At 44.8% G+C, this 12,213-nt stretch carries 16 protein-coding genes; 5 read left to right on the top strand and 11 right to left on the bottom strand.

Features of this window, described 5'->3' with window-relative positions; all coding sequences use genetic code 11:
- Positions 1–127: 127 nt before the first annotated feature.
- The 11 genes from mgtE to R7035_RS24420 all read right to left on the bottom strand — a co-directional run bounded on the left by mgtE (position 128) and on the right by R7035_RS24420 (position 8,890).
- Positions 128–1,486: a magnesium transporter gene (gene mgtE / locus R7035_RS24470; protein ID WP_005381121.1), complete on the bottom strand. Its 1,359-nt coding sequence runs from the start codon at positions 1,484–1,486 to the stop codon at positions 128–130.
- A gap of 148 nt (positions 1,487–1,634) precedes the next feature.
- On the bottom strand, positions 1,635–1,910 hold the full coding sequence (locus R7035_RS24465) for an HPr family phosphocarrier protein (RefSeq protein ID WP_005381120.1): 276 nt from the start codon (positions 1,908–1,910) through the stop codon (positions 1,635–1,637).
- A gap of 2 nt (positions 1,911–1,912) precedes the next feature.
- On the bottom strand, positions 1,913–2,776 hold the full coding sequence (gene rapZ, locus R7035_RS24460) for an RNase adapter RapZ (protein WP_005381118.1): 864 nt from the start codon (positions 2,774–2,776) through the stop codon (positions 1,913–1,915).
- Positions 2,777–2,790: 14 nt separating this feature from the next.
- On the bottom strand, positions 2,791–3,237 hold the full coding sequence (gene ptsN / locus R7035_RS24455) for a PTS IIA-like nitrogen regulatory protein PtsN (protein ID WP_005381116.1): 447 nt from the start codon (positions 3,235–3,237) through the stop codon (positions 2,791–2,793).
- 2 nt (positions 3,238–3,239) lie between these two features.
- On the bottom strand, positions 3,240–3,527 hold the full coding sequence (hpf, locus tag R7035_RS24450) for a ribosome hibernation promoting factor (RefSeq protein ID WP_005381114.1): 288 nt from the start codon (positions 3,525–3,527) through the stop codon (positions 3,240–3,242).
- Between the two features lie 24 nt (positions 3,528–3,551).
- Positions 3,552–5,021, bottom strand: a complete 1,470-nt coding sequence (locus R7035_RS24445) for an RNA polymerase factor sigma-54 (protein WP_005381112.1) — start codon at positions 5,019–5,021, stop codon at positions 3,552–3,554.
- A gap of 50 nt (positions 5,022–5,071) precedes the next feature.
- A complete protein-coding gene (gene lptB, locus R7035_RS24440) occupies positions 5,072–5,797 on the bottom strand; it encodes an LPS export ABC transporter ATP-binding protein (protein ID WP_005381111.1) in 726 nt (241 codons plus the stop codon).
- 1 nt (position 5,798) lies between these two features.
- Complete coding sequence (gene lptA, locus R7035_RS24435; protein ID WP_005381109.1) at positions 5,799–6,293, bottom strand: lipopolysaccharide transport periplasmic protein LptA; 495 nt, start codon at positions 6,291–6,293, stop codon at positions 5,799–5,801.
- Positions 6,274–6,837 (bottom strand): LPS export ABC transporter periplasmic protein LptC, encoded by a 564-nt coding sequence (lptC, locus tag R7035_RS24430; protein WP_005381106.1) that lies wholly within the window; start codon positions 6,835–6,837, stop codon positions 6,274–6,276. The genes lptA and lptC overlap by 20 nt, the downstream gene beginning before the upstream one ends.
- Before the next feature lie 86 nt (positions 6,838–6,923).
- Positions 6,924–7,895: an arabinose-5-phosphate isomerase KdsD gene (gene kdsD / locus R7035_RS24425; protein ID WP_005381104.1), complete on the bottom strand. Its 972-nt coding sequence runs from the start codon at positions 7,893–7,895 to the stop codon at positions 6,924–6,926.
- A gap of 29 nt (positions 7,896–7,924) precedes the next feature.
- The gene (locus R7035_RS24420; RefSeq protein ID WP_005381102.1) at positions 7,925–8,890 is read right to left on the bottom strand and encodes a calcium/sodium antiporter; all 966 of its coding nucleotides are present in this window, start codon (positions 8,888–8,890) and stop codon (positions 7,925–7,927) included.
- A gap of 374 nt (positions 8,891–9,264) precedes the next feature.
- Here R7035_RS24420 and mlaF point away from each other — a divergent pair, with 374 nt between their 5' ends.
- From mlaF to R7035_RS24395, 5 genes are all read left to right on the top strand, one after another.
- Positions 9,265–10,068: a phospholipid ABC transporter ATP-binding protein MlaF gene (mlaF, locus tag R7035_RS24415; RefSeq protein WP_005388422.1), complete on the top strand. Its 804-nt coding sequence runs from the start codon at positions 9,265–9,267 to the stop codon at positions 10,066–10,068.
- A complete protein-coding gene (gene mlaE / locus R7035_RS24410) occupies positions 10,058–10,849 on the top strand; it encodes a lipid asymmetry maintenance ABC transporter permease subunit MlaE (RefSeq protein ID WP_005381100.1) in 792 nt (263 codons plus the stop codon). The genes mlaF and mlaE overlap by 11 nt, the downstream gene beginning before the upstream one ends.
- 2 nt (positions 10,850–10,851) lie before the next feature.
- Positions 10,852–11,340, top strand: a complete 489-nt coding sequence (mlaD, locus tag R7035_RS24405; protein WP_005381099.1) for an outer membrane lipid asymmetry maintenance protein MlaD — start codon at positions 10,852–10,854, stop codon at positions 11,338–11,340.
- Positions 11,341–11,342: 2 nt separating this feature from the next.
- A complete protein-coding gene (gene mlaC / locus R7035_RS24400; protein ID WP_033907408.1) occupies positions 11,343–11,981 on the top strand; it encodes a phospholipid-binding protein MlaC in 639 nt (212 codons plus the stop codon).
- A partial coding sequence (locus R7035_RS24395) for a lipid asymmetry maintenance protein MlaB (RefSeq protein ID WP_318128767.1) occupies positions 11,981–12,213 on the top strand: 233 nt, incomplete at its 3' end. The genes mlaC and R7035_RS24395, both read left to right, overlap by 1 nt.

Genomic DNA, 12,213 nt, shown 5'->3' with positions numbered 1-12,213 from the left:
AGTTCTTTTAGTTGTTGATTTCATAACACTCTCCAATTTTGGGGGTGGAAAGTGTCAACCTTATTTAGGACGGCACATCAGAATCAAAAAAGCCTGATGTGTTCATCAGGCTTTTTCGTTTTTGCTGTTAGGTAATCAGTATTGTGGCAAGCCCTAAGAAGACAGATAAACCAATCACATCCGTCACTGTTGTTAATGCCATACCACCAGCTAAAGCGGGATCGATGTTCATTTTTTTCAATAGGATTGGAATCGTTACTCCGGCAATACCTGCGACCAATAAGTTGGTCAGCATGGCGGCGGAAATGATTCCTCCGAGCATCCAGTTACCTTTCCAAGCAACAACAATACCACCAATAATTAGCGCCCACATGATGCCGTTAAGTAAGCCGATCGAGGCTTCTTTCATTAACAGTTCGCGTTTGTTTGAGTCTCCGATATGACCAAGAGCAAGACCACGAATCACTAGTGCGACGGTTTGGTTACCAGCGACACCACCCATGGACGGAACAATCGTCATCAATACCGCAATGGCGGCCATTTGGTCTAATGTGGCCTCAAACATGTTAGAAACGGAAGCAGCAGCAAGGGCGGCTAATACGTTAGCGCCAAGCCAGATACTGCGTTTGCGAGCTGATTTTACAACAGGCGCGAAAGTATCTTCGTCATCGTCCATACCCGCCATACTCATCATCGAGTGTTCCGCGTCTTCACGAATAACGTCAACCACGTCATCGATGGTGATACGACCGACCAAATGCAAGTTTTCATCAACAACAGGTGCAGATACCCAATTACGGCGTTCGAACAGACTCGCAACATCTGAGTCGCTAGTATCGACGGTGATGGCCTCGTCCGCGTCTTCCATTACATCAATGATTTTTACGTCTGGCTGAGTGGTAATAAGCGTCGTGATCGGCAGTTCACCGATGAGCTTACTCTCTTCATCGATCACATACAGGGCATCCGTAGCTTCTGGAAGCTCGCCTTTCATACGTAGATAACGCAAAACTACGTCCACATCTACGTCACCACGAATTGTGATGACGTCGGTGTTCATCAGTCCACCCGCGGTGTCTTCTGGGTAGGATAGGGCGGTTTCGACCCGTAGGCGGTCAGATGAGTCCATTTGCGACAGGACTTCGCGTGACAGGTTGTCAGGCAAGCTACGCAGTACGTAAGCCACGTCATCGGTATCCATGCCTTCTGTCGCTTCTGCAAGCGCTTCTGGTGCCATTTTGGATACGAGGCTGTCTTTGACGTCTTCGTTCAGCTCGTCAAGGATTTCACCATAATCTTCAGGGTCGGTGAGTTGCCAAAGAACTTCACGGCTCTTACGTGGGGAGGCTTCTAAAAGGTGAGCGATATCCTCAGGTTCCATGTCCTGTAATTGACGACGAACATGGACGAAGCGGCCATTTTCTAGCGCTTCTGTGACTTCTTGGAGGGCTTGGTGAGCTTGGTCGAATTCAATTTGCTCTGCCATTCATTCCTCCCAATTCCTGATATTTACAATGCGTTGAATAATAACTTAATTCTAGGCGCCTTTTAATAACAACTTATGATACTAAGCAAATTTATTTATTAGGTCAGGGAAGAGAAAGATAATGGGAGGTAAGAAAAAAGCGAGTAAACTACTCGCCTTCATCAAATTTATCTTCGATCAAATGGCAAACGGCATCCAGTGCTTCTTCCGCTTGCCCACCCGTTGCGTGGATCGTGACGTATTGTCCTTGAGCGGACTCTAGCATTAACAGGCCCATTACGCTGTCTGCTGTGGCGGTTTTGTCTTCTTCATTGTCGATGGTGATGACCGCTTCAAAGCTCTGTGCCAGTTCGACCAGTTTGACTGCTGCACGAGCATGTAAGCCAAGGCGGTTTTGAATCAATACTTTACGACTTAACTCCACGGCTACTCCTTAGCGTTTTTCTCTAGTGAGGTATGGCGAATTTGTACTTGGTGTCCTTTGTTGGCGAAGTATTCACCGATTTGCTGAGTTAAGTACACCGAGCGGTGCTTACCACCAGTACAACCGATTGCAACGGTCAGGTAGCTGCGGTTGTTTTTCTCAAGCAGAGGTAACCAATTCTCTATAAAGCTTTCAATTTGATATTTCAAACTTAACACCGATTGGTGTTGCTCTAAAAATGCGGCGATAGGAGCATCCAGACCTGTAAGCGGGCGTAGTGCTGGTTCCCAATGTGGGTTAGGTAAGAAGCGAACGTCGAATACGTAATCGGCATCGGAAGGCAGGCCGTATTTAAAACCAAAAGACTCAAATACCATAACGAGCCCTTTGCGATCTCTGCCTTCAACGCGCATACGCACGGTTTCACTCAATTCATGCAAAGACTGCCCACTACTATTTAGGACCAGATCTGCATGCGCTTTGAGTGGCGTCAAAATTTGCTTCTCACGCTCGATGGCTTGATCGAGCGAGAGGGAGGTGCCACCTAAAGATAACGGGTGAATTCGGCGTGTTTCGCTGTAGCGTTTGAGTAGCGTTTCTTTATTGGCGTCCAAGAAAAGCACGGTCACATCAAGCTCAGTTTTTAACTGTTCTAGTGTACTCGTCAGTTCTTTTAGCTTTTTAGGAATATTACGAATATCAATGCTGACTGCAACATTCTGTTTGCTGTCAGCAACAGAATGAACAAATGCGTCCAGCAAGTTAACTGGCAGGTTATCAACACAGTAGTAACCTAAGTCTTCCAGTACACGAAGCGCAATACTTTTACCGGCACCTGAGTGCCCGCTAACAACGATTAGTCGCATGGAGTTAGTCCTGCTTATTGGTGAATCATGATGTCGTAAAGTTCTTCATCACTCTGAGCATTACGCAGTAGTTTTAATACTTGCTTATCGCTCAGACGTTCTGCCATAGAGGATAGAGTCTTGAGGTGCTCTTTGCACTGTTCTTCTGGTACAAGGAGCGCAAAAAGAAGATCGACAGGTCGATTGTCAATCGCATCAAATTCGATTGCTTCATCACATTGCAGTAAGACAGCAATGGCCTTGTCGCTTGATTGCATTCTCGCGTGAGGGATCGCAATACCGTTTCCGATACCGGTACTGCCCATTTTTTCTCTATTGAGCATGCATTCGAACAGCTCGGTAGAATCTTGGCCCGTTTGATCAGCCACGATACGGCTGATCATTTCAAGGGCGCGTTTTTTACTCGTGCAGTGGACCGCACTTTTGGTGCAGTCCAATGACAGTATTTCGCTCAGTTGCATGATTAATGACTGTTTAGTTTTTCTTTGTGCTTATTAAGTTGGCGAACCAATTTATCTACCAGCGAATCGATCGCGGCATACATATTTTCGTCATCGGCTGATGCGTGGATTTCGCCTTGATTTATGTGAAGCGTAGCTTCCGCGATTTGAGTAATTTTTTCAACTTTTAGTACAACATGCACTTGATTGATATGGTCGAAGAACCTTTCGAGCTTCTGAAACTTAGAATTTACATAGTCTTGCATTGAATCGGTAAGATCAACGTGATGGCCTTGAATATTGATTTGCATAGACTTTCCTTTTCAGTTAGTGCCTTATAATAGGCGTTTACGCTGACTTGAAGGGGCAATTCCCAAGGATTCGCGATATTTGGCTATCGTACGTCTTGCGACCTGAATCCCTTGGTCAGCCAGAAGAGCAGCAATCTTGCTATCACTCAGTGGTTTGGCAGTATTCTCTGCTGCGACCAGTTTTTTAATGAGTGCACGAATTGCTGTTGACGAACATTCTCCGCCGTTGTCAGTACTAACATGGCTAGAGAAGAAGTACTTCAATTCAAAAATACCACGTGGTGTATGCATAAACTTTTGCGTTGTTACACGAGAAATCGTGGATTCATGCATGTCCACAGCCAAAGCGACATCATTGAGTACCATTGGCTTCATGGCTTCCTCACCATACTCGAAGAAATCTTGTTGATGTTCAACAATACATCTTGCAACTTTGAGTAGCGTCTCGTTTCTACTCTCTAAGCTCTTAATTAACCATTTTGCCTCTTGCAAATTGCTGCGGATGTACTGGCTATCCGCGCTATTACCTTTGCCTAATTGAGCATATTGTTGATTTACTTTTAATTTTGGCACGCTATCCGGGTTTATAGAAACGGTCCATTTGCCATTGTCTTTAAAAACGGATACGTCTGGGATTACGTACTCGGTATCATCAGGAGTGATGCGACTACCTGGACGAGGATCTAACTGTTGGATAAGCTTTAAGACTTCACGAAGATCGGCTTCTTTCAGCTTAGTCTCTTTGATGACGAGCTTGTAGTCTCGGTTGCCTAGGTGATCAATGTGATCCGCAAGTATCATTTTGGCTTCAGCAAGCCACGGCGTGTCTTCTGGGAAGGTCGTCAATTGCAGTAACAAACATTCTTGTAAGTTACGCGATGCTACGCCAAGAGGATCGAATTGTTGAATGCGTTTACGAACGGCTTCTACTTCGTCTAACTCTATCTCTTCATTATCGAAGCTCTCATGAATCTCTTCAGGCGACAAAGTTAAATAGCCGTAGTCGTCAACAGCGTCAATAATCGCTAATGCAATCGTGCGGTCGGTTTCACTGAATGGTGTTAGGTCAAGCTGCCACATGAGGTAATCATGTAATGATTCAGTGGTTTCGCCCTGGTAGACGGGCATATCATCATCAAGAGCTAAGCCGGTGCTACCAGTATTCGCGCTGTAGACGTCATCCCAAGTCGTGTCGATTTCAAGTTCAGAGCTAATTTCTGATTTCTCTATCACATCGGAGCTATCTGGAACGTCAATTTCTGTTGGTTCGCTAGCACTGTTGCTATCAGCTGCCTCGACCGCTGACTTATCTTCACCGTTTGCTAGAGGCTCGTCTTGGCCTTCTTCAACTTCCAATAATGGGTTTGAGTCCAACGCTTCTTGGATTTCTTGTTGAAGATCGAGTGTCGACAATTGCAATAAGCGAATCGCTTGCTGCAACTGTGGCGTCATGGCTAACTGCTGACCTAGCTTGAGTTGTAATGAAGGTTTCATTCAGTGTTACTTACCTTGTAATGCTCAGAATCTTACCGTTCCTAATATAATCATAGACGGAATTGTTCGCCGAGATAAACTTGTTTCACCTGTTCATTATTGAGAACTTCTGCCGGAGTTCCCGATGCAATTAGGTGCCCTTGGCTCACGATATAGGCTTTTTCACATACGTCCAGTGTTTCACGTACATTATGGTCAGTGATTAACACTCCGAGACCACGATCGCGCAGATGCTCAATGATTTTCTTGATGTCATTAACCGAAATTGGGTCAACACCAGCGAAAGGTTCATCCAATAAAATGAACTGAGGGTTGGCCGCTAAAGCTCGAGCGATTTCCACCCTGCGTCGCTCACCCCCTGATAGTGCCATACCAGCACTGGTTCTGATGTGCTGGATGTGGAATTCTTCCAACAAATCTTCCAGTTTATCTTGGCGCTCTTCCCTCGTCATTTCTTGACGAGTTTCAAGTACGGCCATGATGTTATCTTCTACTGAAAGCTTACGGAAAATCGACGCTTCTTGCGGAAGATAGCCAATGCCAAGTCGTGAACGGCTATGCATCGGCAAAATACTGATGTCATTGTCGTCAATGGTAATGGTGCCTTCATCGCGAGGTACTAAGCCGACAATCATGTAAAACGAGGTGGTTTTACCCGCACCGTTTGGACCGAGCAGCCCAACAATCTGACCAGATTCAACTTCTAAGCTAACATCAGTGACGACTTTGCGTTTTTTGTAGCTTTTCGCCAAGTTTTTCGCACTCAGTACTGCCATATTAGTTCTCTATCTGATTGGGTTGCAAAATGGTCGTAACGCGCTCTTCCTTAGAGCTATCTGCGACTAGCTTTTGTTTACCAATTTGGTAACGAATCGAAGAACCTTTAATGGTGTTGTTGTCTTGCGCCAGCTGCGCTTGACCTTTCATGGTCAGTTCGTCTGTAGAAATACGGTAATCCAACTCCGTAGCTTGACCGCTAAGTGTTTTACCATCGTCCATCAGCTGAGAAAACTTCGCAGGTTTACCAAATGCTTGAATCTGTTTAATTGCTTCGGTTTTAGGATCGCGAGTTACCACGATTCTATCAGCATCGATATTGATGCTCCCTTGCTTAAGAGATACATCGCCTTCAAAAACAACCTGGTTACTCTTCATGTCCACCTGTTGGGTGTCAGAGTTTATGTAAACCGGCTGTTGAGTATCCGACTTGAGTGCCAGCGCTTGAGGCGCCGCCAATACCAGTGCCAGTAGGCTAAGGTGTAACGGTTTCATATCGACCTTGAACTTCATCTGTCAGAGTCGCAGTATGCTGTTTTAAGTTGCCTTGCATTGCGCCTCCAGTAGTTTCAAATTGTGGTCCAACCAACATCACTTGTTGGTCAGCTTTAAAATCACGATTGGTTAGATTAATGACCAATTTGTCTGTTGCCATGGTATCAAAACTCGCACCAGGCAGAAGGTTTTGCATTAAGACTTTGTCATATAAAGTCAAAACTTGGTCTTCATCTAACACTGCTCTTGTGGCAGTCACCTTCCATTCAATGACGCTACCTTCACGGTAAACCATCAAAGTCGGGTTATTAAAAATAGTATCTCCACTCTTAGCATAATGGTCTAAGTTAGTGGAGCGAATGATGTAACTGCGGACACCATCTTCACCGTAGGTGATGTTTTCTAATCCAGAACCACTGAACATGGGCAGTTCAGAATCTGGTGCTACTTGAATTGCGTCGTTGCCTTTAGGGGTTAGTAGGTAATAACCGCACCACGCTACAACGAAGATCAAGAGCAAATAAATAAGGCGAGTAAAACTCATATAATGAAGGCCTATCGTTTAGCTCAGTACTTCCCTGACCATTGCCTTTATTCGTCTAATAAATGATTTAAATGTTTGTGCTGATATTACATCACGCCAGCTTTTAGTAAATCGTGCATGTTCAGTGCACCCACAATTTTTTCGTCTTTACATAAAATCAGAGCGTTAATGTTTTTATTCTGCATCAAGTTCAAACCTTCAACCGCCAGCATATCAGGGTGTGCTGTGGTTGGGTTTGTCGTCATGACCTCGCCAATTGCCGTCGTATGAATATCGATACGCTTGTCTAAGGTACGACGTAAATCACCATCGGTGAATATACCAAGCATAGCATCGTGCTCATCGACGATGGCTGTCATGCCTAACCCCTTTTCTGAAATTTCAAGCAGGGCATCACGAATTAATGCGTCAGGAGAAACTTTAGGTAACGCTTCTCCAAAGTGCATAATATCAGACAACTTAAGTAGCAGTTTTCTCCCCAGTGCACCACCTGGGTGAGATAGGGCAAAATCTTCGGCAGAAAAACCACGCGCTTGAAGCAGAGCTACGGCTAATGCATCTCCCATCACTAATGTGGCAGTCGTACTGCTAGTTGGCGCCAGGCCTAACGGACAAGCTTCTTGAGGTACCGTAATTTGCAGGTGTAAGTCAGACAGCTTGGCCATATTTGATTCTGGCTTACCTGTCATGCTGATGATCTTAATATTCAGGCGCTTTAATACTGGAAATAGAGACAGAATTTCGTTTGATTCACCAGAGTTAGAAATTGCCAGCACAATGTCACCAGGGCTAATCATACCCAAGTCACCATGTGCGGCTTCGCCTGGATGAACGAAAAACGCCGAAGTCCCAGTGCTTGCCAGAGTGGCGGCAATCTTGTTACCAATATGGCCTGACTTGCCAATACCCATAACGACAACTTTGCCGTTGTTGGAAAGGATAAGTTCACACGCTTTTTCAAATTGATCATCAAAGTAGGTATCTAGCTCTTGCAGAGCAGCAACTTCGATATCAAGAACTTGTTTAGCAGCAGCGCGAAAATCAAATTGATTGGACATATCAGATCTCTACTTATTGATCGTGGTAATTAAGCGGTCATGTTTGCGAATAAGTACACTTGGTAACCTAAGAAGCACACAAACAAGATGGCACCTTCAATACGGTTAATACTGCGTGATTTACCCAAACACATCGCGACAAGTAACAATGAAACGCCTAACATGACCCAGAAGTCACGTCCCATCGCGTACTCACTGAGCACCGATGGATTAATGATGCCAGGAATCCCCATTACCGCCAGAATGTTAAACACATTCGAACCGATAATGTTACCGACAGCCATGTCGTCTTCACCCTTTAAAACTCCCGCAAGTGATGCGGCCAGTTCAGGCAGGCTAGTGCCAATGGCGATAATAGTTAGACCGATAACAAGGTCGCTCATACCAAAGTGTTTAGCAATAATTACCGCGTTATCAACCAGCATGCTGGCTGCCAAAGGAAGCAGTATCAAGCCAATAACCACCCACATGATTGCTTTAGGGTTACTGACGCCTTCAGGGATCTCTGACTCTTGGTCATCAAGAAAAACATCACCTGATTTTTGCTCTTTGCGGCTGATTTGCAACATAGCAAATAAAAATGCCCCAAAGAGTACAAACAATAAGACACCCTCATAAAAACCGAGATGGCTATTCCAAAGCAGAATACCAGCGAGTACGGTTACGGCTATCATGAGTGGAAGTTCTCGGCGGATGACGGCGGAGCTAATCGACAAAGGCTTGATCAGCGCTGTAATACCTAGGATTAACGCAATGTTCGCTATGTTTGAGCCTAATACGTTACCCACCGCTGTATCTGTTTTGCCATCCCAAGCAGCGGTTGCAGATACCATCATCTCAGGGGCGGATGAGCCCATCGCGAGGATTGTCATGCCGATGACAAGCGGGGAAATACCGACGTTGCGGGCTATCGCTGCAGAGCCAAAAACAAGTTTATCTGCACTCCAAACAAGCAAAACAAGACCGACTATAAGCAACGCAACGGCTTCGAGCATGAGAATTCCTAAGTATTAAATAAGTAAAATGAATAACCGCTAATTTTGACCTTTTGCGGCCTAAAATGGAAGATAAACGAAGAATAAATTAAAGGTTAGTAACGAAAATGTATGTAAATCTCACTCATTTAAATGAGCAATTCTGGTCTAGGATTTAAACACTTCGTGCTAATTCGGTCATAAACCATGAGAAATTGCAGGGATATACTCGACTTTATTTAATTGAACAGTGCTTTAAATTCAACGCCAATGTGCTTATGATTGCAGCCTAATAAATGTACCGACGTTACTTTATTAAACGTAGAATTCAACTCCGATGAGTATCTGCTTGATGATTCCGTGAGTTGCAACGCTCCTACAGTAGAAGAGATGATATGTCGAACAACGATTTAGTCACCGTGAACAACCTCACTTTTTCACGGGGAGAACGCATGATCTTTGATGATATTGATCTGCATGTTCCTGAGGGCAAAGTGACGGCCATTATGGGACCATCGGGAATTGGTAAAACAACACTGCTGCGTTTGATTGGTGGTCAGTTGTATCCCGAGCAAGGAGAGATCTGGTTTGATGGCGACAATATTCCCTCTCTCTCGCGTAAAAAACTCTACCACGCTCGAAAGAAAATGAGCATGTTGTTCCAGTCAGGGGCTTTATTCACTGATTTGAATGTTTTTGATAATGTCGCCTTTCCATTAAGAGAGCATACCGATTTATCGGAAGATTTGATTCGCACCATGGTGTTACTCAAGCTCGAAGCTGTCGGTCTGCGCGGCGCGGCGCAATTAATGCCGAGTGAGCTTTCAGGTGGTATGGCAAGACGCGCTGCTTTGGCTCGGGCAATCGCACTTGACCCTGACTTGATCATGTACGATGAGCCGTTTGTGGGGCAAGACCCAATCACTATGGGCGTTTTGGTTGAGCTAATTAGCAATCTAAACCAAGCGTTAGGTTTGACCTCTATTGTGGTTTCTCACGACGTACCTGAAGTCATGAGTATTGCTGACTGGGTATACCTGATGGCCGATGGAAAAATCATCGCCTATGGTACGCCAGAAGAGCTGACTCAAAACTCTGATCCTCGTGTCCAGCAGTTCTTACAAGGTGATGCCGACGGTCCTGTACCGTTTCGTTTCCCTTCTCAAAGTATCGAAAAGGACTTATTTGATGGTCGATAACTTCATTCACTTTGTCGCCTCGTTGGGTCGACGCACGCTTTCTATTTGCGGAGCATTTGGTCGTGCGACTTTCATGTTGATTGGGGCGCTATTTTCTAAGCCACAACCGATCAGAAGCTTTCCTCTGCTTGTTAAGCAACTTTATTCTGTTGGTGTTCAGTCGCTGGCGATCATCGTCGTATCTGGTCTGTTCATTGGAATGGTTTTGAGTCTACAAGGCTATGTTGTGTTGGTGGATTACGGCGCAGAAGGCAGTTTAGGGCAAATGGTAGCGCTTTCGTTACTCCGTGAATTAGGACCCGTTGTTACTGCACTTTTGTTTGCTGGTCGTGCCGGTTCTGCGTTAACCGCAGAGATAGGTCTAATGAAAGCAACGGAACAACTGTCTAGCCTTGAAATGATGGCGGTAGACCCATTGAAACGAGTGATTGCACCACGGTTTTGGGCTGGGGTTATCTCAATGCCTTTACTGGCTATGATTTTCATGGCTGTGGGAATTTGGGGCGCTCAGCTTGTTGGTGTTGACTGGAAAGGCGTTGATCACGGCAGTTTTTGGTCAGCGATGCAGTCCTCTGTTGAGCTAGGGCAAGACATTGGTAACAGTATGATCAAATGTTTTGCGTTTGCAATTACGGTTACTTGGGTCGCTCTATTTAACGGTTATGATGCTATTCCAACATCGGAAGGGATCAGCCGAGCAACTACGCGCACTGTTGTGCATTCTTCTTTAGCAGTACTAGGATTAGACTTTGTACTGACCGCATTGATGTTTGGGAATTAATCATGCAACAAACACGTAAAACTGAATTATGGGTTGGCAGCTTTGTATTAGCGGGAATTTGCGCGATTCTTGTGATGATTTTTCAAGTTGCTGACGTAAAAAGCATTGGCTCTGGTGATACTTATACCCTCAAAGCCGAGTTCGATAATATTGGCAGTTTAAAAGTTCGTTCTCCCGTAAAAGTGGGGGGCGTTGTGATTGGTCGAGTAAGTAGTATTTCGCTTAACCCAGACAACTTATTGCCAGTTGTAACACTATCTATCAATAGCAAATACAATCAGTTCCCAGAAACGTCGAGCGTACAAATTTTGACATCTGGCCTGATTGGTGAGCAATACATTGGTTTAGTACCTGGCTTCGTTTTTGATGATGAAGTCATGCTGGTGGATGGTGATACCATCGAAGACACCAAATCGGCGCTTGTGCTTGAAGACTTAATTGGTCAAGTACTATACAGCGTAGGTGGTTCAGACGACTCAAGTAAGGAATAACTATGTTAGCGAGATTACTACTTTCAGTTTGTGCTGTGTTTAGCGTCTTTGGAACAACTGCAGCAGAGGTGGATAAAACTGAACCTTATAAGATGATGAAGCAGGTAGCTGAAGTCACGTTCGAAAGATTGAAAGCCGAACAGCCGAAAATCAAACAAGATCCAAATTTACTTAAAGTGATCGTTGAAGAAGAGCTAATGCCTTACGTCAACTACCGCTATGCAGGGTTAAAACTTCTTGGTCCAAACTTAAAAGGTGCTAAGCGTGAAGATGTACTTGAGTTTATCGATGCATTTCGTGCTTACCTGATTGCGTCTTATGCACAAGTGTTGACGCAATACTCTGACCAAAAAATTGAGTTTGGTCCTGAGCCTAGCATTGATGACTCTAAGCGTATTACAAGCATTAAAGTTGATATCATCGATACTCCGCGTCCAAACATCAAACTTGAGTTTAAACTGCGTAAAGACAACCAGTCTGGTGAGTGGGAAGCATTCGATATGATTGCAGAGGGCATTAGTTTGCTTTCTAGTAAACAATCCGAATGGAACAGTAAAATTCGTCAAGAAGGCATTCTATCTGTTGCTAAAGACTTAGAAAAATTGGCCGCAGAACCGATCCGCTTCGAGGCGAAGAAATAATGGCCCAGACTCCCGCTCAGTGGCAATTGGATCAAAACATTCTTAAGCTAACAGGGGCACTTGATAGAGACACAGTGCCTTCATTGTGGGCCTATGCACAGCAATGGCAACCTGCTCAATCGGAGCTGGAATGCTCGCTAAAAGAGATAGAGCGCGTCGACTCTGCAGGAATGGTGATGTTAATCCACTTATTAGAGCATGCAAAAAAGCAAAACTGTCATATAATGCTCAG

Origin of the sequence: Vibrio sp. 1731, from assembly GCF_033339955.1 — a bacterium.
Taxonomy (GTDB): Bacteria; Pseudomonadota; Gammaproteobacteria; order Enterobacterales; family Vibrionaceae; genus Vibrio; species Vibrio alginolyticus.
The sequence above is the reverse complement of the archived record's forward strand: the minus strand, read 5'-3'. Positions and strand labels throughout refer to the sequence as shown.

What these genes read in the sequence shown, in the direction of transcription:
- lptB (WP_005381111.1), bottom strand. Translation starts at nt 5,797, where the DNA reads ATGGCAGTACTGAGTGCGAAAAACTTGGCGAAAAGCTACAAAAAACGC.
- mgtE (WP_005381121.1), bottom strand. Translation starts at nt 1,486, where the DNA reads ATGGCAGAGCAAATTGAATTCGACCAAGCTCACCAAGCCCTCCAAGAA.
- R7035_RS24445 (WP_005381112.1), bottom strand. Translation starts at nt 5,021, where the DNA reads ATGAAACCTTCATTACAACTCAAGCTAGGTCAGCAGTTAGCCATGACG.
- ptsN (WP_005381116.1), bottom strand. Translation starts at nt 3,237, where the DNA reads ATGCAACTGAGCGAAATACTGTCATTGGACTGCACCAAAAGTGCGGTC.
- rapZ (WP_005381118.1), bottom strand. Translation starts at nt 2,776, where the DNA reads ATGCGACTAATCGTTGTTAGCGGGCACTCAGGTGCCGGTAAAAGTATT.
- R7035_RS24420 (WP_005381102.1), bottom strand. Translation starts at nt 8,890, where the DNA reads ATGCTCGAAGCCGTTGCGTTGCTTATAGTCGGTCTTGTTTTGCTTGTT.
- lptC (WP_005381106.1), bottom strand. Translation starts at nt 6,837, where the DNA reads ATGAGTTTTACTCGCCTTATTTATTTGCTCTTGATCTTCGTTGTAGCG.
- mlaC (WP_033907408.1), top strand. Translation starts at nt 11,343, where the DNA reads ATGTTAGCGAGATTACTACTTTCAGTTTGTGCTGTGTTTAGCGTCTTT.
- mlaE (WP_005381100.1), top strand. Translation starts at nt 10,058, where the DNA reads ATGGTCGATAACTTCATTCACTTTGTCGCCTCGTTGGGTCGACGCACG.
- mlaF (WP_005388422.1), top strand. Translation starts at nt 9,265, where the DNA reads ATGTCGAACAACGATTTAGTCACCGTGAACAACCTCACTTTTTCACGG.
- mlaD (WP_005381099.1), top strand. Translation starts at nt 10,852, where the DNA reads ATGCAACAAACACGTAAAACTGAATTATGGGTTGGCAGCTTTGTATTA.
- hpf (WP_005381114.1), bottom strand. Translation starts at nt 3,527, where the DNA reads ATGCAAATCAATATTCAAGGCCATCACGTTGATCTTACCGATTCAATG.
- lptA (WP_005381109.1), bottom strand. Translation starts at nt 6,293, where the DNA reads ATGAAACCGTTACACCTTAGCCTACTGGCACTGGTATTGGCGGCGCCT.
- kdsD (WP_005381104.1), bottom strand. Translation starts at nt 7,895, where the DNA reads ATGTCCAATCAATTTGATTTTCGCGCTGCTGCTAAACAAGTTCTTGAT.